Annotated in this window: 20 protein-coding genes; 10 read left to right on the plus strand and 10 right to left on the minus strand. The window is 43.7% G+C overall.

Annotated elements, in window-relative coordinates:
* The first annotated feature begins 14 nt into the window (after window positions 1-14).
* The 3 genes from QWZ07_RS03450 (at window position 15) to QWZ07_RS03460 (ending at window position 2,740) form a co-directional block, all read left to right on the plus strand.
* On the plus strand, window positions 15-1,007 hold the full coding sequence (locus QWZ07_RS03450) for a porin (RefSeq protein ID WP_065104546.1): 993 nt from the start codon (window positions 15-17) through the stop codon (window positions 1,005-1,007).
* A 155-nt stretch (window positions 1,008-1,162) separates the two neighbouring features.
* Window positions 1,163-2,053 (plus strand): DMT family transporter, encoded by an 891-nt coding sequence (locus QWZ07_RS03455; RefSeq protein ID WP_076666903.1) that lies wholly within the window; start codon window positions 1,163-1,165, stop codon window positions 2,051-2,053.
* Window positions 2,054-2,122: 69 nt separating this feature from the next.
* Window positions 2,123-2,740: a glutaredoxin domain-containing protein gene (locus tag QWZ07_RS03460; RefSeq protein ID WP_017109041.1), complete on the plus strand. Its 618-nt coding sequence runs from the start codon at window positions 2,123-2,125 to the stop codon at window positions 2,738-2,740.
* A gap of 170 nt (window positions 2,741-2,910) precedes the next feature.
* Here the strand turns inward: QWZ07_RS03460 and QWZ07_RS03465 are convergent, their stop codons facing one another.
* The 3 genes from QWZ07_RS03465 to QWZ07_RS03475 form a co-directional block, all read right to left on the minus strand.
* The gene (locus QWZ07_RS03465) at window positions 2,911-3,045 is read right to left on the minus strand and encodes a hypothetical protein (RefSeq protein WP_017109040.1); all 135 of its coding nucleotides are present in this window, start codon (window positions 3,043-3,045) and stop codon (window positions 2,911-2,913) included.
* A 226-nt stretch (window positions 3,046-3,271) separates the two neighbouring features.
* Window positions 3,272-3,622, minus strand: a complete 351-nt coding sequence (locus QWZ07_RS03470; protein ID WP_017105643.1) for a hypothetical protein — start codon at window positions 3,620-3,622, stop codon at window positions 3,272-3,274.
* A 91-nt stretch (window positions 3,623-3,713) separates the two neighbouring features.
* Complete coding sequence (locus QWZ07_RS03475) at window positions 3,714-4,919, minus strand: multidrug effflux MFS transporter (RefSeq protein WP_192852775.1); 1,206 nt, start codon at window positions 4,917-4,919, stop codon at window positions 3,714-3,716.
* A gap of 108 nt (window positions 4,920-5,027) precedes the next feature.
* On the opposite strand from QWZ07_RS03475, the gene QWZ07_RS03480 reads away from it, so the two are divergent.
* Entirely contained in the window at window positions 5,028-5,924 is an 897-nt protein-coding gene (locus QWZ07_RS03480; protein ID WP_192852774.1) for a LysR family transcriptional regulator, read from the plus strand.
* Between the two features lie 175 nt (window positions 5,925-6,099).
* Complete coding sequence (locus QWZ07_RS03485) at window positions 6,100-7,968, plus strand: putative bifunctional diguanylate cyclase/phosphodiesterase (RefSeq protein WP_102313844.1); 1,869 nt, start codon at window positions 6,100-6,102, stop codon at window positions 7,966-7,968.
* Window positions 7,969-8,201: 233 nt separating this feature from the next.
* Here QWZ07_RS03485 and shyA read toward each other — a convergent pair whose 3' ends face one another.
* The 3 genes from shyA to QWZ07_RS03500 form a co-directional block, all read right to left on the minus strand.
* On the minus strand, window positions 8,202-9,494 hold the full coding sequence (gene shyA, locus QWZ07_RS03490) for a peptidoglycan DD-endopeptidase ShyA (protein WP_192852773.1): 1,293 nt from the start codon (window positions 9,492-9,494) through the stop codon (window positions 8,202-8,204).
* Window positions 9,495-9,839: 345 nt separating this feature from the next.
* The gene (locus QWZ07_RS03495; RefSeq protein ID WP_017105639.1) at window positions 9,840-10,139 is read right to left on the minus strand and encodes an isoamylase early set domain-containing protein; all 300 of its coding nucleotides are present in this window, start codon (window positions 10,137-10,139) and stop codon (window positions 9,840-9,842) included.
* 127 nt (window positions 10,140-10,266) lie between these two features.
* Complete coding sequence (locus tag QWZ07_RS03500; protein ID WP_192852772.1) at window positions 10,267-10,920, minus strand: hypothetical protein; 654 nt, start codon at window positions 10,918-10,920, stop codon at window positions 10,267-10,269.
* A gap of 32 nt (window positions 10,921-10,952) precedes the next feature.
* On the opposite strand from QWZ07_RS03500, the gene QWZ07_RS03505 reads away from it, so the two are divergent.
* The 4 genes from QWZ07_RS03505 (at window position 10,953) to QWZ07_RS03520 (ending at window position 16,158) form a co-directional block, all read left to right on the plus strand.
* Entirely contained in the window at window positions 10,953-11,435 is a 483-nt protein-coding gene (locus QWZ07_RS03505) for a GFA family protein (protein ID WP_017105637.1), read from the plus strand.
* Window positions 11,436-11,585: 150 nt separating this feature from the next.
* The gene (locus tag QWZ07_RS03510) at window positions 11,586-12,260 is read left to right on the plus strand and encodes a YoaK family protein (RefSeq protein ID WP_029223295.1); all 675 of its coding nucleotides are present in this window, start codon (window positions 11,586-11,588) and stop codon (window positions 12,258-12,260) included.
* Window positions 12,261-12,489: 229 nt separating this feature from the next.
* Window positions 12,490-13,860, plus strand: coding sequence for a YjiH family protein (locus tag QWZ07_RS03515; RefSeq protein ID WP_017105635.1), 1,371 nt, complete (start codon window positions 12,490-12,492; stop codon window positions 13,858-13,860).
* A 426-nt stretch (window positions 13,861-14,286) separates the two neighbouring features.
* A complete protein-coding gene (locus QWZ07_RS03520; protein WP_099165764.1) occupies window positions 14,287-16,158 on the plus strand; it encodes a methyl-accepting chemotaxis protein in 1,872 nt (623 codons plus the stop codon).
* A gap of 138 nt (window positions 16,159-16,296) precedes the next feature.
* On the opposite strand, the gene QWZ07_RS03525 is transcribed toward QWZ07_RS03520, so the two are convergent.
* Together QWZ07_RS03525 and ppiC are read right to left on the minus strand one after the other, a co-directional pair.
* The gene (locus QWZ07_RS03525; RefSeq protein WP_192852771.1) at window positions 16,297-17,682 is read right to left on the minus strand and encodes an alpha-amylase family glycosyl hydrolase; all 1,386 of its coding nucleotides are present in this window, start codon (window positions 17,680-17,682) and stop codon (window positions 16,297-16,299) included.
* A 283-nt stretch (window positions 17,683-17,965) separates the two neighbouring features.
* Window positions 17,966-18,289 (minus strand): peptidylprolyl isomerase PpiC, encoded by a 324-nt coding sequence (ppiC, locus tag QWZ07_RS03530; RefSeq protein ID WP_080585203.1) that lies wholly within the window; start codon window positions 18,287-18,289, stop codon window positions 17,966-17,968.
* Between the two features lie 170 nt (window positions 18,290-18,459).
* On the opposite strand from ppiC, the gene QWZ07_RS03535 reads away from it, so the two are divergent.
* Complete coding sequence (locus QWZ07_RS03535; protein ID WP_132787748.1) at window positions 18,460-19,374, plus strand: chemotaxis protein; 915 nt, start codon at window positions 18,460-18,462, stop codon at window positions 19,372-19,374.
* A gap of 156 nt (window positions 19,375-19,530) precedes the next feature.
* On the opposite strand, the gene QWZ07_RS03540 is transcribed toward QWZ07_RS03535, so the two are convergent.
* Window positions 19,531-20,073, minus strand: a complete 543-nt coding sequence (locus QWZ07_RS03540) for a cobalamin adenosyltransferase family protein (RefSeq protein ID WP_192852770.1) — start codon at window positions 20,071-20,073, stop codon at window positions 19,531-19,533.
* Window positions 20,074-20,186: 113 nt separating this feature from the next.
* Complete coding sequence (gene hutZ / locus QWZ07_RS03545) at window positions 20,187-20,717, minus strand: heme utilization protein HutZ (protein ID WP_192852769.1); 531 nt, start codon at window positions 20,715-20,717, stop codon at window positions 20,187-20,189.
* Window positions 20,718-20,813: the final 96 nt, after the last annotated feature.

Consider the following 20,813-nt stretch of genomic DNA (forward strand, 5'->3'; position numbering starts at 1 on the left):
CAAGGTAAGTGATTATGAAAAAGGCAGTTCTAGCTTCTGCAGTGGTAGCAGCACTAGTTTCAGGTTCATCTCTAGCAGCAACAGTTTACAGCTCTGACGGTACTGAGCTTAAGATTGGCGGTCGTGCTGAATTCCGTGGTGATTTCATTGGAACGTCAAAAGGCGCTGAAATTGAAGGTTCGATGAGCGATGAAACTCGTTTTCGTCTGAACATTGGCGGTGAAACTCAACTAACTGACTCTGCAACTGCATTCGGCTTCTATGAAGCAGAACAAGGTACTGGCGATAACACGTTTAATAACCGTTACATGTACGCTGGTGTTGATTTCGATGGCCAGGCTGTTTCGGTAGGTCGTCAAGACATGGCTTCAGTAATCGTTTCTGACTTTACGGATATCACTGAGTTCTCTGGTGTTCAACAAGTATTCGGCGCAGCTTCTGACAAAGAAGATGGCGTATTTGCATACCGTGGCGGTTTTGATGCGCTACAACTAGAAGCAACTTACCAAACCAACAGCGACAAGGACTCTGACGGCTACGGTCTTTCTGGTGTTTACTCATTGCCATTCGGTCTAGACCTTGGTCTTGCATACTCTGGTGAAGATAAAGGTGAAGGGAATGGTAGCGCAAACCAAATCCTTGCAGGTCTAGCATATTCTCTTGATAGCCTTTACCTAGCAGCGACTTACTCAACCGGTGATATCGACGATAAAGCAGTTGGTACTGATACAGAATCATTCACCGCAATGGAATTTGCAGCGCAGTACAAGTTCACGAAGCAAATTTCTGCTGCAGTTGTTTACACGTATCAAGAAGACGAAGCAGCAAACGGCTCTACAGCAGACTCTGTTGACGGCATCGAGCTAGCTGGTTACTACAAGTTAAACAGCAACTTCCGTACATACGTTGCATATTACCTTAATGGCTTAGATGAAGCTAAAGATGCAAATGGTCTAGTTACTGCTGGCGAAGACACTCTTCGTCTAGGTGTACGTTACGACTTCTAATCTAAATTTACTTTAGATAAAGATTAAAAAGGTTGGGCAATAGCTCAACCTTTTTTCATATTCGAATATTCTGACGAACTTCATCAATGCTTTTTCTGGTTTCATCGTGGTAAATCCGTATCATACACAAACCACATCAAAGAATTAGAAGCATCATGTCACAACACCATCCGATTCAAGGCGCTAGCTGGATGCTAACCGCTGGTTTAGCCTTTGCTGTCATTAACAGCCTTACTCAAATCGCTAGCATTCATTTCGGACTTACTTCTACCACCGTCGCCGTCATTCAATACGCTATCGCGTTACTTGCTATTCTGCCTTACCTTAAAACGTTAGGGATTCGCCGCGCGCTAAAAACCGATAATCTAAAATTGCACGTGTTCCGAGTCTTCTTATCGGTTATTGGTATTCAGCTGTGGATTTGGGCGCTGGCTTACCCTGTGCCGATTTGGCAAGGTATTGCTCTTCTTATGACTTCGCCACTTTTTGCGACTATCGGATCTGGGCTTTTCTTAAAAGAAAAAGTAGGCGCAGCTCGTTGGGGTGCTACCTTAGCGGGCTTCATCGGTGCTATGGTCATTTTGGAACCATGGGCAGAAGATTTTAGCTGGGCAACGCTACTGCCTGTTGGCGCTGCATTCTTTTGGGCGTGCTACTCTCTAATGGTGAAAAAACTGTCATCGCAAGACAGCCCATCGACCATGGTGGTTTATCTTCTTCTTTTAATCACACCCTTTAATCTTCTTCTTGCTGTGCCCGATTGGCAGACCCCGAGCGGTGGCACTATCTGGGGAATATTAGTGGTCATTGGCGTAATGACTGCCCTTGCACAATGGGCAATTGTAAAAGCGTACTCCGTAGCCGATGCTTCTTTTGTTCAACCATTTGACCACGCGAAGCTTCCACTCAATGTATTAGCAGGCTGGATCGTATTTAGTTGGGTTCCACCTGGTCGTTTATGGCTAGGAGCCGCTATTATTATTGCGTCAGTTGCTTTTATTACCCACTGGGAAACAAAAAGACCATCGAAATCGAAGAAAGTTTAAAGCGAGTGAAATAAATAACGCTACTGTCCGTTCTATATTGATAAGAGAATTTTAAACGAGGTCGTAACCATGAAGAAACCAGTCAAGATTACACTATACCGTTGGGCAGGCAGCTGGGGTCCATTTAAAGTCAATATCCCATGTGGAGAATGTACCCTTACTAAAGACATTCTTAAGGACACTTTTGAGAATGAATTAGCCGATGTCGATGTCGAACTGGAAGTGAAAGATTGGTTATCTCATTGGTGGGAACCACTCAAGCTGGGTTCTTGGCATGCGCCGATTCTTGTCGTTGAAGGCAAGGTTGTTAGCCAAGGCGAAGCACTCAATCGTGGAGTGTTAGTTCAATCAGTAATCAAAGAGTGGACGAAACGAGACAGCCTGAAAGGCAACATTGTTTACGGGAAAGCGACATGCCCATTCTGCGTCAAAGCAAAGAAAATGCTTGATGAAGCGGGTGTGGAGTACCAATACCACGATGTCGTGAAAGACAGCGCCGCTCTATATCGCATGATTCCAGAAGTAAAAGCGCACATTGGTGAAAAAACACCAGTCACCGTCCCTCAGATCTGGCTTGATGGTAAATACATTGGCGGAGCAGACAACTTAGAAGCTTGGATGAAAGAAAATGGTCTAGATTCCATTCCAAACAACGTTGTCGATTTATCTAACCAATCGGCCAGTTGATCTCCAAAGCTCGCTGAATAAGCTGAGTAAGCTGAGTAAGCTGCTGAGTTAAAAGATTTTTTGTGTCCATCCACAATAAAAAAGAGCGTTGAATGTCATCAATTGCTTAAACGAAAAAGGCCTTAAACTTCATTGAGTTTAAGGCCTTTTAAAATTCCGTTTAAAAATGCTTACTTAGACATTTTCTTCATCATTCGTTTAAAGAACGATGGTTTCTTTGGCTTTGACTTGCCATACAATGCTTCGTGCATCATGTTTTTTGCTACCATTTGGCCAAGGTATGCGTGGCCTAGTTCGTAATTCATGCTTATCTCCGCACATAATCAATTTTCTTATGCGCGGATTCTACACTTAAAGCACCCAAAAACAAGACTCACATCACACTTTTATGTAATTAAATTCCAAACTTACATATGAGTTTATAAATAGAACGCAACAAAAAAGCAGCCTAATAAGCTGCTTTTAGAAAAAGGCTGAGTTCTAAAAAACCGTTAGTTCTAAAGATACCTTTCAAACGAAGCTGTTATAACACTAGCTACGCTTTGGCTGTCTGTAAGTTTTACCAGCAATCTGGTACGTATCTTTTTGCTTTAATTCGAACATTGTCTCGAAGAACCAAGCTGCAAATTTGATTAAGTCATCGCCTTCGTTCATAACGTGTTCGATGTACTCTTGCTCTTCGCCTTGTTCATTCTCTTGAAGCGTCACGTGGTAAATACGCTTTTCGCCGTCAACTTCAGCTAACGCAAATTGACCAGTCAGTGATTCTGCAGCCTCAGCGACTTCAGTATCCTCGTTGGATTTCAATAGCTCGAGCGCTTGAGGCAAGCCATCCAGTACGCAGATCGCTTTTACCAGTACTTCAAATTCATTTTGCTGCATGTTTTACACCTATTAAATGGACCGAAGTATTGTAGGAAACCATCAACACAAATACAACGCTTTAACTAGAGCGTGCAAGTATAAAACTTATCTAGCTATACTCTATTGCTGCAGAGGCGATTTTTTTGTTGGCTCGACTTGAGGACCACAGTACAGAACCCATACCGGCACCAATAATCAGGTAGAACACGCCAAGCTGTAGGTGAGTCGTGACCCAGCTTTCAACTAAGTACCCACCTAACAAGCCCGCCAAACACATTTGAATAGAGCCCGACAGCGCAGACACCGCACCCGCTTGTTTCTTATGCGGTTCCAACAGCATGCTGATCGATAGAGGAAAAGAGATGCCCTGCGCTATCGCCAACCAAGTGAATGCCCATACTAGGTTAAAGATGGATAATTCATGTGTTAATAACCAAGTGCCAGACGCCAACACGATCAAAATCGCTAAGCTCATTAACTGCGGCGTACTGAATCGACGGTTAAGTAAGTTTAACGCTACACTGCCGATCAACAATCCTGCCGAAGGGACAATCATCAAAGAGCCATATTCAGCCGCGGTCAATCCCAGTTGCTCTTGCATCAAGAACGGGAACAGCGATAACGACACCAAGCTCGCCATGTAACTCATCCAATTATAACTCGCGCTGCTGATCACTTGGCGATTGGTCAACAAGCGCCCGTAGTTCTTCACTACTTGGCTGTCTTCAAAACGACTCTTTCCGTAAGGCAGTGTCTCGGGCAACACAAAGTAACCGAGAATATATATGGCCAATAGATACAATAGAACAAACAGGAACACCGCCTGCCAGCCTAGATGAAACGAGATCCAACCACCAAACACTGGCGCAATAATCGGCATGATAGAAGCTGTTATTGAAATATAAGACAGCGCCTTAGTGAGTTGAGAGCCATCATAACTGTCCCTAAGAACACTACGCCCGAGCACCGAAGCACTGCCCGCACCTAAACCTTGCAACAAGCGGCCAACTTCTAAAGCGGTCATATTGTCGGAAAATGCAAAACAAACGATAGTACCAATCAGATAAACACCCTGACCCAACAAGAAGATAGGTCGTCTTCCCACTGCATCAGACATAGGGCCATAAAATAGCTGCGACAAGCCAAAACCCACAAGAAACAGTGTAACGAGCAGTTGCACATCCACTTGGGTAACACTTAAGTCAGAAGCGATTAATGGCAATGATGGGAGGTAGATACTCACACCCACTTGCCCCGTAGCAATGATCATCATCGCTAAGAGTAACGGCGTTTTTTTAAAGGTCGATTGGCTCAAAAAATTCCCTATTCGTTTGTTATTTGTTCATGATATAAGTCTATATTCAAAACCAGTAATTGATAATTAACCAAATTGGAATTTGATTAAGTCCCAGCAGGAAATAATATGGATTGGATTCTTAATGTAAAAAGCTACGTAAGAGTAGTTGAAGAAGGCAGCTTCAATGGAGCCGCACGTAAACTGAATACCACCAGTTCTGCGATCAGCAAAAGAGTGAACTGGCTAGAAGAACGCATTGGCACTCAACTATTAAAGCGCACGACTCGCTCAATTAGCCAAACCGAAGCAGGCGCACTCTTTTACCTGCGAGCCAAAGATCAGCTCGATAATTGGCAGTCGATTATTGACGAGACTCGCTCAGTAAACCAAACACCAGCAGGCCTGCTAAAAATAGGGGCGACCATTGCCGTTGGCTCTAAGTTTCTCGTGCAATACATGGACGACTTCTTAGAGAAATACCCAGATATCAAGGTACAGCTCATCACCACCACTTCTGGGCAATTACCTGAGCTTGGATTGGATCTTGTGATCAGTCGAGAATTGGAACAGCTTAACTCTTTAAGCTTCAAGAAAACGCCCTTGTTTGAGCACAAAGCAGGGTTCTATGCAGCACCGAGTTACCTCGCCAAACACGGTTACCCCACCTGCGAACAAGATTTAGAGCAGCATAATTCCTTAATCTGGGGAGAGCGCCCGACTCGAGAAGTGACACTCACTAAAGGTCAGCGAATCACGTTGAATGGAAACTTCGCGACTACCAACCCAGAGGCTTTGTTTCATGCGGCAAAGCGAGGAATGGGCGTGCTTTTAACCATCAAAGCAATGATCAAAGAAGATCTAAAACAAGGGACATTAGTTCCAGTCTTGCCAAATATAACGGCCGACGAAGTGATGGTTTACGCGTACTACCCTAAGCTTGACTACTCACATACACGAACAAAGCTATTTTTGGATCACCTGAAAGACAGGCTAGACAGAGAACGTAGCACTCAGGTTTTGTGAAATAAGTCACAACTGAGTTTGAAAAAATGCACAACACGACCAATAATAAACTAGACGCATATTAATTATGTGTGCCGTTTTTATGCATACAAGACGATACACTTAAAAACTATGCTCATAAAAATCATACACATACAGCTTACACACTGATTCTGGTTAGCTACGGATGGTGACTATGACTCAACATACGCACAGCAGCATGATAGATACAGAGCGCATTGGCCGTTTACTGAAATTGGAAGGTATCGACCTTTTAGAGTCGGCCGTGCTTACTTTGCATCAAACATTTGGTACTCAATACACCAGCATCATTGAGAAAAAATACTTTCCAGACCAAATGGTACCTTTGGTGATTGCGCAATCTGACCACGTACTGCATGACAAAATCAATCCACGTCATGGTCACATCTACCAACAAGCCGTTAATCAAAGTCACCCTGATTGTTCTTTCGCTCAATACATTGTTAAATCTTTGCCAACGTCAGCGTTCAGGCAAGAAATCACCTCTCAAAACTCGATCGCGATTCCCACTCGAACTCAGAGTGGCGAAGTCATGGGTGTGCTATTTTCGACCTTCACATCACCTCTTAGCCCAGACCAACAACAAGAAGTGATCAAACACCATCAACTTTTCGCAGACATCGTCATCCACACCTTACGTGAGATGTGGTTCAACGACCGATCTGAGCAGTTGGTCAATCAACTCAGTTATGAAGTTTCACACGATAGTCTTACTGGGTTGCTCAACCGCAGTTGTTTGTCGGATACGTTAGAGTCCATTACTCAACAGAATGCGACCCCTTTTACTGTGGCTCTGTTAGATATAAACAGCTTCAAAGCCATTAACGACATGCACGGTAATTACATTGGTGACAAGGTATTGCAGCATGTCGCTGAAACCCTACGCAGAACATTACCAGAGAACAACTTAACCTTTCGAACAGCAGGTAACGAGTTCGCTTTCATTACTTATCACAACGACCCAATCGGTATCTGCGAACAGATAGTAACCAAAATAAAACAAGGCTACTGCAGCGTTGATTTGAAGATTGATTTTGATGTCAGTATTGGTATCGCTCGCTCAGACGGAAACAATAAAGATGTAGAACAGATCATCTTTAATACCAGTTTGGCTTTAAAAGAATGTAAGCAGCACACTGAAACGCACATCCAATGTTACGACACCCATTTAAGAGCTCGCTACCAAAGAAAAACCGAGCTGATTGCGGCTTTACGCAGTGAGCTTGAAGGCTCAATATCAAGTAAAACGGTATCTAATGGCAATCAAGCCAATGCCCCTTCATCTGAAGGCAATGGAATGTATGTGGTCGTCCAACCGATCGTAGGCAAAGACGATACGCGCTGGGAATATTTTGAGGTGCTCACTCGTTGGAAAACAACTCAACACGGAGACATATCTCCAGTAGAGTTTATACAAGTCGCGGAAGAATCTGGCCTTATTGTCGAGTTAGGTGAACGTATTATCGAACTCGTTTGCCTAGCAAAAATCACACTTGAGCAAGGCTTAGGCTATAAGATCAAACTGGGTATCAACTGTTCAGCTCACGAACTTAGTGACTCCAAGCGCTACCTTGCATACCTGACTAAAACGATCAAACAGTACAACTTCGAAGCGAATGAGTTTGTTATTGAATTAACCGAAACCGTATTGCTTTCACCAACACCTGAAGTCAAAAACGCCCTCAACTATCTTCGAGAACAAGGCTTCACCATTGCTTTAGACGACTTTGGTACTGGCTATTCAAGCCTGAACTACATCCACAGCTACCCTATCGATTGCATTAAAATCGATGCTGTCTTTATCCAGAACCTGTTAACCAACTCCACATCAGAAAGCGTCGTTTGGTTGATCATTCAATTGGCGCAAAGACTGGGTGTCTCACTCGTCGCGGAAGGTGTCGAAGAACGTGAGCAGTTAGATAAACTCCACTCAATGGGATGCGACAGTATCCAAGGCTACCTCTATTCTTGCCCACTCCGCCCAGAAACCATCGTCAGCAATATAAATGCGCTGAGCGTATGACAGCAAAAGTCTTCAGGTCTATAAGATCTCTCAGTTTTTGGTTTTTGGCTTTTGGCTTTTGGCTTTTGGCTTTTGAGAGAGTGTAGCTTAAACAACAAAAAAGCCGCGAAGGCAGAATTGAACACTTAGGTATTCAAATCAGCACTCGCGGCTTTTCTATGTTTAGATATATAAGTGACCAAGCTATTCGCTTATTCACCGATTAGACTCATCGCGATATCGACTCGCTATCACTAGCTGTTGTTAGATTGCTCTTCCAACGCTTTCTTAAGCAGCTTGTCGGCTTCATCTCTCGATGCTACGAATGTCGCTTTTTCCTTTTTCGGCACAGAATCGGCCATCGGAATGTTCGCTGTCATCGCGTTAACAGGACGACCACGTTCGATCAGTTCGTAGTGTAAATGCGCACCTGTCACTCGGCCAGTTTTACCCGATAAGCCAATACGTTGACCACGAGACACCGTTTGCCCTTTACGAACAAGGATCTTACTTAAATGCAGGTAGCGTGTTTTGTAAGTGCTGCCGTGCTGAATCACCACGTAGTTACCCGCGTAAGGGTGTTTACGGGTCATTATCACTTTACCATCACCGGTAGCTTGAACTGGCGTACCAATTGGCGTCGCGAAGTCTGTACCGTTATGTGGTGAGATTCGACCTGTCACAGGATGTAAGCGCTTAGGGTTGAATTGAGAACTCTGACGCCAGCTACTGCTCACAGGGTAACGTTGGAAAGCACGTTGTAGGCTATCACCGTCCGCATCGTAGTATTGGCCATCGGTATGAAGATAAGCAGAAACAACGCGATTTCTGTTGATGATCTTAATCGCTTCAATTTCACGTTTTCCGGTTGCAACACCGTCAACAAATTGAGCTTTCTGAAGCACCTCAAACTGATCGCCAGCACGTAGGTCACGGCTAAAGTTCAACTTGTCTTTAAGAAGAGTCACAATATGGTCAATCTCAAGACTGTTCAGGCCGACTTTATTCGCCGACATAGAGAAGCTGCCTTGAATATCGCCCACTAGAGGTCTTTGCTTCCATTCACCAGGAATAGAGATGTCTTCAAATTCGTAGCTACCGTCATCAAGCAGTCGGTAAACCGCTTTATCAGCAACACTAAATTGAATTTCCATCTTAGACAGATCGCCCGTCGCCTCGTCACGCCAAAAGCGTAATGTGTTACCAGGTCGAAGCGTGTCTAGCGCAAGGAAGTTTAAATCCGTTTCCATCACGCTCATCATCGATTTATAAGAAAATCCAAGCTGAGTGAAAATGCTGCTTAAGTTATCGCCCGTTTGAATTTGATACTCAAATGTCGGCGGCTCGATAATAACAACAGAAGAAGGTGACAGAATTGACTCAATCACGGTTGAGTCCGGTAAATCAAGATCGATCGTTTTGGTCAGATCTGATTGAGAAGTTTGTAAAGCAACACCGATAACTGCAATAAGTGGCAGCCCTAAAATAGCTGCTTTTTTTACAGGTGAAAGCTCAGAAAACGGAGAGGAGAATATTTTTGAATACACGGTAAACAGGTCTTTCTACGATATAAAGGCATAGGATATGCTTTTCAAACGCATAAATCATCAATGCATTGTCATAATATGATGCGAATCTTACTCATCGCACCTAAGTCATTGAGTTACCGTCCTTGTAAAACACTTTATCGCAAATAAAATTAACCGCTAAATTTAAAAATAAAAAAGCAGAAACACCTGGTTTCTGCTTTCTATTGATTTAGGTTATCCCGCTTTGCTTAATTAATAAACAAGCTGTATTGATCGTGAAATCTTGACTGAATACGCCCGTAGAACAGTGTGTCTCACGAGTCAGCAGTTAAGCAATTAAATAACTACGTAACTACGTTAAGGTTAAGCAGTAACCGTCGATACCAAACAGTTATCGCCACCAAAATCATTGGGGATATAACGATCCGCATTCGCATCGTTCACCCACTCTTGATCATCAACAAGGTAACGAAATTGAAACTCGCCATCTTTAGGCAGACGAGTTTTGAATTTGTAGACTTTCCCTTTCGCCAACTTTTTCATTGGGGTTGCTTTCCAATCAAGGAAATCAGCCACAATCGAAACTGAATTTGCTTCTTGAGCTTCCAGCTCGAAGGTCACTTCCACTTCATCTTTGGTTTTAAAAAAACGTTTATTAATCATTCGCAAGCTCCATTTGTAAAAATATAAGCAGACACAGCCTTGAGGAGTGTCTAAATTTCATTCATCTAACTACGATAATATGTAATTTGGCTCACATAAACAACAGATCCTTATACGAACAAAAACGTTATTGCTTACCAATTGATTGCGTATCAAAAGAAAAACTCATTAACACCTTTTCAGACGGTGCTTCTGCGAATGATTGTTCCGCAGAATGCTGTGTAAAGCCGATAAAACCTTTCCCTGTAAGTTTACTATTTGTCGTATCTTCAGGGGGCTGAGTCACATCTAAGGTTTGGATTTTCACGCGATCGCCGAGTAAAAGCTGGTCTACGAGCACAACACGGCTTCGCTGCTGATCGTGTTTAAACAGTCCAAGGTAATAAAATACGCCGCTGCCTTGGTTCGATATCCACATTGGCGCAACAAAGAAACTCGCTTTGCCCAATGTCACGGCAGAAATACTTTTGGTGTCTACTATCGCCATACCGCGTTCAACACCAGAATCATAGCGCCCAAACGCGATTGCTTTTGTCTCATCGACTTCATTGATAAAAGCGTAAGCGTTGGTCTCAGGGACTTTAATTGTCCATGGGTTGGTCGTCTTCAAATCAAAAACAGTTTCAACGACTGGGTCATAACTGACTTGTGAAGAAGGGAACTTCGCCAAGATCTCTTCGTCACTTAAGCTAAAGCGATAGATACCCGCCAGTATCACCACGACTAGCATGACAATCGGAATCAGTAAAATCAGAGGTATAGGTAAGATTTTCTTTTTCATGAGCGATTATATTCTTTTATTTTCATCCAGTTGTGCAGACCATAAAGGGCTTTAGTATAATTATCAATACAGGGTTAACTGGAAGTGGAGCATGGATGGATATCAATCATATTAAAGATAGAAATATCAGAAGTTGCGAATGCCGCTGTGGAGCAGTCAACCTAGTATGTAGAGGCGAGCCTCAACGAACCTCTGTCTGCCATTGTTATGAATGTCAGAAACGCACCGGAAGTGTGTTCGGCGTTCAAGCTCGATACCCAATAGAGCAAGTAACGCTAAGCGGAGAAGTCACCTCTTTTTCACGTATCAGCGATACTGGCAATGAAGTCACCTATCAGTTTTGTCCTAAGTGTGGCACCACCATGCTTTTACAGTCCGTAGCCGCGGCTGATTTTTATATTGTCCCGCTCGGGTTATTTAAAGAGCAAGACTTTCCGTTACCAAGCTTTTCAGTCTACGAAGAACGGAAACACGGTTGGGTCAAATTCGACCATCAAATGAATCACTACAACTAGCTTGCTAATGACCGTTATCTTTATAAAGCACCCGTATTAAAACAAACTGCAATACTGTTGCCTAAGATCAAATATCAACGCTCCACAACGCTAGCGTATCTTTTCGCTAGCGTTATAATCTGCTCCTCTTTTTAACCCAGGGTGAACCACATGATTTCTAAGCTACCTCGCTGGGTTGAATACGGCGCCTTACTGTTAGCAGGCCTAGCTGGCAGTGTTAATGCTATCGGCTTACTCGGCTTCCAACACCAAGCCATCTCCCACATATCCGGCACTATGTCTCTGTTGGGCAGTAGCTTACTAACCCCCACTAGTGCTTCAATACACCTATTATTGGTCATCATGAGTTTTATGTTGGGCGCTGCTTTCAGTGGATTCTTTATTGAAAACCAAGCTCTGAAATTGGGTCGTCGATACGGTGTTGCTCTGTGTATTGAGGGTGGATTGCTGTTTTTGGCGCTTTGGGCACTACTGGAAGGTTTTACTTCAGGGCAATACTTCGCTTCAGCTGCATGTGGCTTGCAAAATGCGATGATTACCACTTACAGCGGTGCGATTATTCGTACCACACACATGAGTGGCATCATTACCGATCTTGGGATCATGATTGGCGCTCGCCTCAAAGGCACACCGTTTGACCGTCGAAAAGCAAAGCTACTCATGTTCATTGTGGTTGGCTTTTTGTTTGGGGGCTTAACCGGAGCTTGCCTGTTTCAACGCTTTGAGATTAACGCACTGGCTTTTCCGGCTTCATTTGCATTCATTATTGCGTTTAGCTACTGGCTATATCTAACCTATCGGACTGAAACTCCAATCAATTTATAAATATCTGGCAATATATCCTCAATATACGTAACATCCGCAACACTTTATTCTAAACTCTTAATGAGTTGCAGAATAACCAGTGTGAATAGTTAGCGATATTTGATGAATAGTATTGCAAGCACTATCAATACTGGGTAATCTTGCAGCCAGTGAGAAAATACGGATGTTTAGAGAATAAAAACGCCAAGGATGTGGCTTTTTTACATGTAGAAATACGAGAACAATTAACATGTCTAACAACACGAATACTGCTCAACCAGAGAAATCTAAAGGCAGTTTCTGGGTTTTCTTAATCCCATCTCTGATTGGTTTGTTCCTTTTCATGGCTCCAATCAGCTACCAAGGTGATCTAACGATCCCTGTCGCTATTCTAGCGAAATCAATTCAAGCGGTTTTTGGTGAATACTTAGTTTCTATTATCACTGCAATCGTTGCTTTCATGTCTGTAGCTTCCGTTTTAAGCACCATTTTCAAACCTACATTCATTACATCAAGCTCTTTCTTAAACGGTCTTTTCAACCCATCTCCACTATGGTTGTTGGTTCGTCTTATCGGTGGTGCTGCTGCATTCATGGCTTTCTTCCAAGTAGGCCCTGAGTTTATCTGGGAAGAAAACACTGGTGGTCTTGTACTAGAAGGCCTACTTCCAACACTGTTCTCAGTATTTATCTTTGCAGGTTTACTATTACCACTTCTACTTAACTTCGGTTTGTTAGAACTGTTCGGTACGCTGCTAAGCAAAGTAATGCGTCCAATCTTCAACCTGCCAGGTCGTAGTGCTATCGACTGTATGGCTTCTTGGTTAGGTGACGGCAGTGTTGGTATCCTTCTTACAAGCAAACAGTACGAGAAGAAGTTCTACACTCAGCGTGAAGCTGCGGTTGTTGGTACCACTTTCTCAGCAGTATCTATTACGTTCAGTCTTGTGGTTATTGCTCAAGTAGAACTGGAGCACCTATTCCTGCCTTTCTACGCAGCAATCTGTCTAGCGGGTATTGTGGCTGCGGTAATCATCCCTCGCCTTCCTCCACTAAGCATGAAGAAAGACACCTTCATTGATGGCAGCAAGCCACACAAAGACGCTGACGCGATCCCTGCGGGTCACTCAACGTTCTCTTGGGGTCTTGAGCTAGCAGTAAACAAAGCGTCACAAGTTAAATCAGCTAAGTCTGTATTTGGCGAAGGCGTTCGTAACGCCGTGGATATGGTATTCGGCGTACTGCCTGTAGTTATGGGTCTTGGTACTATGGCTTTGGTTATTGCGGAATACACCTCAGTGTTCTCATTCCTAGGTCAACCTTTCATTCCATTCCTAGAGCTACTTGGTGTTCCTGAAGCGGTTGCAGCATCTGAAACGATTGTTGTTGGTTTTGCGGATATGTTTATCCCAGCAATCCTTGCTGCTTCTATCGACAACGAGATGACTCGCTTTGTTATTGCAGCAATGTCGGTAACTCAGCTGATCTACATGTCTGAAGTAGGCGCTCTGCTTCTAGGCAGTAAGATTCCAGTGAACATTCTAGAGCTGTTTATTATCTTTATTCTGCGTACTTTAATTACGCTTCCAGTTATCGCTGGTGTAGCGCATCTAATATTCTAAATTAGACGCTACTTATATAACATCCTCTATTAAAGCCTCACTTTTGTGGGGCTTTTTATTTTCGTTGAAGATATTCACCTTCTCACCCAAAACTCCATCAATATATAAAACCTGCAGTTCGCTTGATTTCATATCTATTTATCCTCTCCATCGTTTTTTAATAGAAAACCACACACATAAACGTCTAATTAATAAATTATCAATACCCGCTGGCTCTGGGCTCGCGTGTATCTTCAACTCATTGAACCAAATACTAAAAGTAACAAATATGTGATTTAGTGAATTTTGTATTGTTTAGGTTGTTGTATTTTTGTAGTCTATTTTGTGAAATTACATTCAAGTAAATTTCAATCTCGTCGATATATATAATTAGAAAAACACGATTAACTTTAGACTTCGCAAAGCCTGTGAGAAGGGGAACACTCAATGAAATTTAGCCATAAGGTGGTTGCTGCATCATCAGCCTTGCTGCTAGTGACAGTATCATTGCTTTCAATACAACAACTTTACACTGTAAGAAGTGCTGTAGAAAACCACGTCAATGCGAGCCTGAAAGAAATGGTTTCTGGCGTTAAGAATACCGTCGAATCAGAGATGAACGCTAAGAAAGCGTTGGCTCAATCGACGACTGAAGTCATCGAGATCAACCCAGAAGATCGTACATACGTAAAAGAAATCTTAGAGAAACCAAAGCTTAAAAACAGCTTTCTTGCGGTTGGCTTTGGTTACGAAGCAAACGGTTTCGTCATTGAAAATGATGACGGTTGGGAAGCAGGTCCAGATTACGACCCACGAATCCGCCCTTGGTACATTGATGCTAAATCCAAAAACAGTTTAGTTGTTACCGCTCCTTATGTGGATGCATCAAGTAAGAAAGTCATCATCTCAGTGGGTACGCCAGTTAAAGACAACGGCCGCTTCACTGCTGGTATGTTCTACGATCTAGAATTGACCAACCTTGCGACATTGGTAAACCAAGTGAACTTGTTTGATGCAGGCTACCTATTCCTAGTCACTGCTGACGGCACAACAATTGCTCACCCGAATGCGAAAAACAATGGGGAAATGCTCTCAAGCTACATGCCACAAGCAAGTATTCGTGAAGGCTCTCAAGAAATTGAGGTCGACGGCAAGATGTTCCTAGTGAACTTCACTCACATCCCAAGTGAAGATTGGTACATAGGCGCAATCCTTGATGAAGAAATTGCTTACCAAACCGTTGAAGATTTGAAAAACAGCTCAATGATCTACTCGTTGATTGCGGTTATTCTCAGCATCATTGCACTGACTATTCTGATTCGTGTGTTAATGCGTCCACTGGATGTGCTTAACCAAGCAATTCAAGATGTGGCGAGCGGTCAAGGTGACTTAACTAAGCGCCTAGATACCAACACCGACCAAGAGTTCTCTGACCTTGCGAAAGGTTTCAACACCTTTACCGAAAACCTGCAAAATCAGATCATTCAATCGAAGGCGATTGGTGTTGAAATTAAACGTGGTACAGAAATCACGGTGAAAGGAGCAGGCGAATCAGCAAATGCGATGAACACGCAACTGCAAGAGCTAGAACAACTAGCAACCGCAATGAACGAAATGGCAGTGACTGCAACAGAAGTAGCAAACAATGCTCAAGGCGCCGCTGCAGCAGCTCGTGAAGCTGACGAAGCAACGCTAGACGGCACATCTGTCGTCAGTGACACCACACAAGCCATTGATAACCTTTCAGCGCGTATCGACCAAGCTGTAGCTGAAGTACAAGTACTGGAATCAGCGACTGCGAACATCGAAACGATTCTTAAGGTAATCAACGATATTGCAGACCAAACGAACCTACTGGCATTGAACGCAGCGATTGAAGCGGCGCGTGCGGGTGAATCAGGTCGTGGTTTCGCAGTCGTAGCCGACGAAGTTCGTACTCTGGCGCAACGTACTCAAGAATCGACAACCGAAATCCGTAACATGATCGAGCAACTCCAAGCTGGTGCAAGCTCGGTATCTAATGCGATGAATCAAAGTAAAGACACAGCCACTGACGCCGTTGAACGGGCTCAGCAAGCGAACTCTTCACTTGACCGTATCCGTGACGCGATTCAACGTATCTCAGATATGAACATTCAGATTGCTTCAGCAGCAGAAGAGCAGAGCTTGGTCGCGGAAGAGATCAATAACAACACAGTTAAGATCAAAGACCTTTCAACACAAGTATCCAACGCAGCTCAAGAAGCAAACACGGCAATGCAGGTACAAACTGACAATGTTCGTGCACAGGATGAACTACTGAACAAGTTCACGGTTTAATATAACCTGTCTGTTTAACTAACGCTCCGCTTAGTAACCAATAAACAGCTTCAAATAAAAAGCCCCGCTTACTGATTGCTAGTAAGCGGGGCTTTTCGTTTTTTTGAGCAATGCAAGTTAGCTTGAAACAGGCTCGAACTAGTTCGTCGTCAGCATCATGCACTGATTAGATTCAACCTTAATGGTTAAGTCCTTACCAACACATTCGAATACATCACCAGACAACAGATCCGTTACTGCGCCAGTCCAATTTAATGAGGCTGTTTTGCTTCGTTTAGACTTGTTGATTACCACAATGCCTTTGTCACCACGGACAAACACCAGCAAATCATCATTCGCTTCAACCACACGCATCGCTTCGCCATGAACATGGTTGTGGAATTGAATCATGCTTTTCATGTAAGGCGCTTGCCAGTCGTTAAGCCAACGAGGCTGACCGTTCTGATCCAGAATACCGCTGGTGCTGAGTTCACTGTAAACCAGTGGCACACCGCCATCTCGGCCCAAAATGAAGGCGTGAGCCAATCGTTCGTCGACTTCATCCATCACATGCTCCAAAAACACCTCGTTGTTTGGAATATCATGAGTGACGGCAAACGTGATCGCTCGCATGTTGGATAGCGCCTGACCAAAACAGTAAGGGTTGATCAGAGATTTAAAGCTGCCCTGCTCTTCAAAGGATTTGAAGATGGTATTGAACAGCGGGAAATCGTAAGCGCCTAAGCGAGTGTGTTTGAGGTAAGGCTCAAGGAACAGCTCGTACTCTTCTTTCGTCGCGCCGCCATCGGTAATGATCTCACCGAAGATGTGCATTTCTTCGCAGATATCATCAGTCCACACCTTACGCAAATGTGACAATGTCATGTGTTTCGCAGCATCAATGCGGAAACCTTTCACACCAATTGCTTTCAGAGCTTTTAGGTACGCTCGCTGCTGTGCAACCACATTGTCGTTGTCTAACAGCGTTGGCAAGCCAGGATCGCTGGCTCCACCAGTAATACGCCCGTTTTGCACTTCCCAGGTGTCTTTCCAGTTCTTGATACCAAACGCTTCTACAAAGTCGTTTTCATCGAATAAAGGTTTAGAAAGATCACCAAACAGGCGTATCGATTCGTAATACTCAGAATCTTGTTGGTAAGACGCCATGTCCTGTTGGTTGGGATATGTTAAATCACCACGGATACCCGATTCGTTAGCCATGTGATTAAACACAACGTCTACATAAGTTCGGAGCCCATGCTCCTTCAACGTGTTCACCATCGCAGTGAAATCTTGCGTGTCACCCAACTGATTATCGATCACACGATAATCTTGTGGTTGATAGCGCTGCCACCATTGGGTGCCAGAATCACGGTCGCAGCCTTTAGGTCCGCGTAACGACTTCATCGCCGGTGATACTAAAACAGATTTATAACCCAACTCTTGGATCAGTGGGGCGTTCTTCATTACGTCAGCGTAGCACCAGTCAAAAGCATGCAATATGACATCTGTCGCTGGGTTGCTTAACATAGCTGAACTCTCCATGTTGTTCTCCTACCAAACTCGTTTACAGCTTTCTAGATAAAGACAAAGGCTAAAAGGCAAAGCTGCATAAATTTCCTTAAGAATGGTATTTATTATATGAGTTACTCATTAAAAACCCTCCTCCTCCCACCGATTAGTCACGGCGGATAGTTGAGGGCGTAGCAGAAATTATCGCATAACGTCTGGGATGAACACTCAGCCATTGTGCTTTTAAATGCGCCAAAAAGTCACAAAAAAGGAGCGTATATACGCTCCTTTTATTCAATCTAACACATATTTATTACTAAGTTCTGTAAAGAACCTTAACCACGTGCCAACCGAATTTTGTTTTTACAAGATGTGGTACAAGCGTCTCGCCAGAAAAACAAACCTTATCAAACTGAGGCACCATTTGGCCTTTTTTGAACTCGCCAAGGTCGCCGCCTTTTTTGCCCGATGGACACGTTGAATGCTTCTTCGCTAGCGTTTGAAATTTAGCGCCCTTTTTAAGCTGCGAGATGATGTCTTCTGCTAGTTCTTTATGCTTCACCAAAATATGAAGCGCTGCTGCTGTTCTTGCCATGATAATTCTCAGTTTGTTGCTGTCTGCTTGCCGACTTACATTCATCGACAGCGAGTATTTAGCGTGATTTTAACCCAAGAACCGCCATTCTTCACTCTATAACCGAAAACAACTGCCTTAAAGCCCTTTAAAAACCGCATAGTGACTTGCTGCGGCTTCCGTTTCCCTTTAAATTAATCCTTATAAATTAAGCGCGTATTAAGTAGGAGCCTCTTATGGCCAAACCGATCAGTAAAGCGAGTCAGTCTCAGGGAATGTTGATGTTCAAATTATCCCTTACTCAAAGTTTTGCGATAGGCACGCTTAAAGTCAGAGAAATCGTCCCTTTCCAGCCAATGACCCAGATCCCCTACTCTCATCACCATGTGATTGGTACGGTGACCATCCGCGACCTTACGGTTCCTGTCATTGATATGTCTGCTGCGATTGGTTTTCGCCCTATCACACCCTCGGAGTACCAAGATTGCGTGCTCATCGTCACCGATTGTTTAAGAACCGTCGTCGCATTCTTGGTTCGTTCGATTGACAAGATCATTGAGTGTGACTGGAAGAGCATTGAATCGCCACCCGCGAGTGTGGGTCGCAATGTGTTTGTGACAGGAATTACTCGCTTTGAAGATCGTATCGTGCAAATGCTCGACGTGGAGCTTCTGCTTTCTAAGATCTACCCTGCATATGAAAACGCGCATATTCCAATGCTGACTGATGTCGAAAGGGAACGCCTAAAGGCGCTGAATATCTTATTGGTGGATGATTCTTTGATTGCGCGTAAACAGCTATCAGATGCCTTAGACAGCATCAATATCCCTTACAGCATTTGTAATAACGGCTTAGATGCAATTGACCTGATGCGACGCCAAGCCAGCGTAGGCAATGCGATTGATCTTCTTGTAAGTGATATTGAGATGCCAGGACTGGATGGTTACGAACTTGCGTTTGAAGTGCAAAACGACAGCGCACTGAGTCATGCCTACTGTATTCTGCATACTTCACTATCGAGTGAGATCTGTGTCGACCGTGCCAATCAGGTCGGTGCTCATGAAGCACTTGAGAAGTTCAATGCGGGCGAGCTAATCGAAGCCATGCTACGCGGTGCAAAAGTTTTAAACGAAGCCTCTACGGCTGCTTAAATGATATTTTGGAAGCTAAACCTAGCATCATGCTTAATGGTTTAGCTTCTTAGCTTCTTAGCTTCTTAGCTTCTTAGCTTCTTAGCTTCTTAGCTTCTTAGCTTCTTAGCTTCTTAAGGATTAGATATTAGAAATGAATCAGTGTAGAGCTCTATCTTAAGATTTCTTTGGCATAGCATAGCTCTTACTCACAAATTCCACTTCCTCGACTTCATTAACATGATTGGTAAAAGACGCCAATGCATAGAGTGTGTTTGCCACTAAGTTAGCGTATTTAAAAAGAATCGAGTCTGGCGACTTTTTGCTTTCATGATGTTCAATACTCACCAATGCTCGCACGACTTTTTTAGCCTGACAGCGACATAGGTGAAGCTCGCTGGACACTCGGTGCCCACCGGGCAAAACAAACCCTTTGAAACCACCTTCTAGCTGATCGCGAATGTGATGATAATCTTGCTTGAGCTCGACCAATTCAGACTCGGTGATGGCTAATTTCCCACGTACAGAACCATTCAAGTGATAGATGTTCGGCTGTAGGCGTTGCAGGATCCCACGGACTTGAGGTTCCAACTCCAAAGACAGCACCAACCCAACTCGACAACAAAGTTCGTCCGACAGAATCTCAAAATCACAGATAGGACTGTCTTCATAAATAAACGGGTAGCAGAACTCGTCCCAATCTCGACTTACTGGTTTCACGTACCGATCCTTACACATAAATATTAATCAGACGCCAATATACCAAACTCTTTGATTTAGACATAAAAAAGCCCTCGCATTGGAGGGCTCCTGAAGAAATCGGTTAAACGAGATTACTCGTTAGACACTTTTTTATGGCCTTCTTGTAGGTGAACGAAATCCACCAGATCATCACCAGACACTTGGTAAGCCTGACCAAAGCCTTTTACGAACAGGCCATTCTCAGCTTTAAGGTTGAATAGAGAGAAATCTTGAAGCTGGCTCAGACCATCGATGATCTCGCCGAAACGCTCTTGCATCTGGCCGATCACTTGAGTCCAAAGCTCCGTTTCACGCTCTACAACACTTGCCTGAGCATCAAACGTTAAACGCTTACGTGCGTAAAGCTGCTTCGAGCTCTCTTCATCTTCAATCATCATCAAAGACACTTGAGGGTTTGCTTTCAAGTTACGAGCATGACGAGCAATATCAGAAATTAGAACAAAGTAACCTTCTTGGTTCTGAACGAAAGGTGCGTAACTTACGTTCGGGCGACCTTCTTCATCAACCGTTGCGAGTTGAAGGGTACAGCGCTCTTGGCGAAATTCTTTAATTTCTGGACCAAGGCGACCTTGTAGACGTTCTTGTTTTACTTGCTGTTCCATGGGTAATTCCTTTCTTCACTTTCTCTGATTTATTATGTTTGCTCGAGGTTGAGCGATCATTAGCGAACTAAACGATCCTCGAGCATTGATGTACTG

Origin of the sequence: Vibrio lentus (assembly GCF_030409755.1) — a bacterium.
Taxonomy (GTDB): domain Bacteria; phylum Pseudomonadota; class Gammaproteobacteria; order Enterobacterales; family Vibrionaceae; genus Vibrio; species Vibrio lentus.

What these genes read in the sequence shown, in the direction of transcription:
- QWZ07_RS03450 (WP_065104546.1), top strand. Translation starts at nt 15, where the DNA reads ATGAAAAAGGCAGTTCTAGCTTCTGCAGTGGTAGCAGCACTAGTTTCA.
- QWZ07_RS03455 (WP_076666903.1), top strand. Translation starts at nt 1,163, where the DNA reads ATGTCACAACACCATCCGATTCAAGGCGCTAGCTGGATGCTAACCGCT.
- QWZ07_RS03460 (WP_017109041.1), top strand. Translation starts at nt 2,123, where the DNA reads ATGAAGAAACCAGTCAAGATTACACTATACCGTTGGGCAGGCAGCTGG.
- QWZ07_RS03465 (WP_017109040.1), bottom strand. Translation starts at nt 3,045, where the DNA reads ATGAATTACGAACTAGGCCACGCATACCTTGGCCAAATGGTAGCAAAA.
- QWZ07_RS03470 (WP_017105643.1), bottom strand. Translation starts at nt 3,622, where the DNA reads ATGCAGCAAAATGAATTTGAAGTACTGGTAAAAGCGATCTGCGTACTG.
- QWZ07_RS03480 (WP_192852774.1), top strand. Translation starts at nt 5,028, where the DNA reads ATGGATTGGATTCTTAATGTAAAAAGCTACGTAAGAGTAGTTGAAGAA.
- QWZ07_RS03485 (WP_102313844.1), top strand. Translation starts at nt 6,100, where the DNA reads ATGACTCAACATACGCACAGCAGCATGATAGATACAGAGCGCATTGGC.
- QWZ07_RS03495 (WP_017105639.1), bottom strand. Translation starts at nt 10,139, where the DNA reads ATGATTAATAAACGTTTTTTTAAAACCAAAGATGAAGTGGAAGTGACC.
- QWZ07_RS03500 (WP_192852772.1), bottom strand. Translation starts at nt 10,920, where the DNA reads ATGAAAAAGAAAATCTTACCTATACCTCTGATTTTACTGATTCCGATT.
- QWZ07_RS03510 (WP_029223295.1), top strand. Translation starts at nt 11,586, where the DNA reads ATGATTTCTAAGCTACCTCGCTGGGTTGAATACGGCGCCTTACTGTTA.
- QWZ07_RS03515 (WP_017105635.1), top strand. Translation starts at nt 12,490, where the DNA reads ATGTCTAACAACACGAATACTGCTCAACCAGAGAAATCTAAAGGCAGT.
- QWZ07_RS03520 (WP_099165764.1), top strand. Translation starts at nt 14,287, where the DNA reads ATGAAATTTAGCCATAAGGTGGTTGCTGCATCATCAGCCTTGCTGCTA.
- QWZ07_RS03525 (WP_192852771.1), bottom strand. Translation starts at nt 17,682, where the DNA reads ATGGAGAGTTCAGCTATGTTAAGCAACCCAGCGACAGATGTCATATTG.
- ppiC (WP_080585203.1), bottom strand. Translation starts at nt 18,289, where the DNA reads ATGAATGTAAGTCGGCAAGCAGACAGCAACAAACTGAGAATTATCATG.
- QWZ07_RS03535 (WP_132787748.1), top strand. Translation starts at nt 18,460, where the DNA reads ATGGCCAAACCGATCAGTAAAGCGAGTCAGTCTCAGGGAATGTTGATG.
- hutZ (WP_192852769.1), bottom strand. Translation starts at nt 20,717, where the DNA reads ATGGAACAGCAAGTAAAACAAGAACGTCTACAAGGTCGCCTTGGTCCA.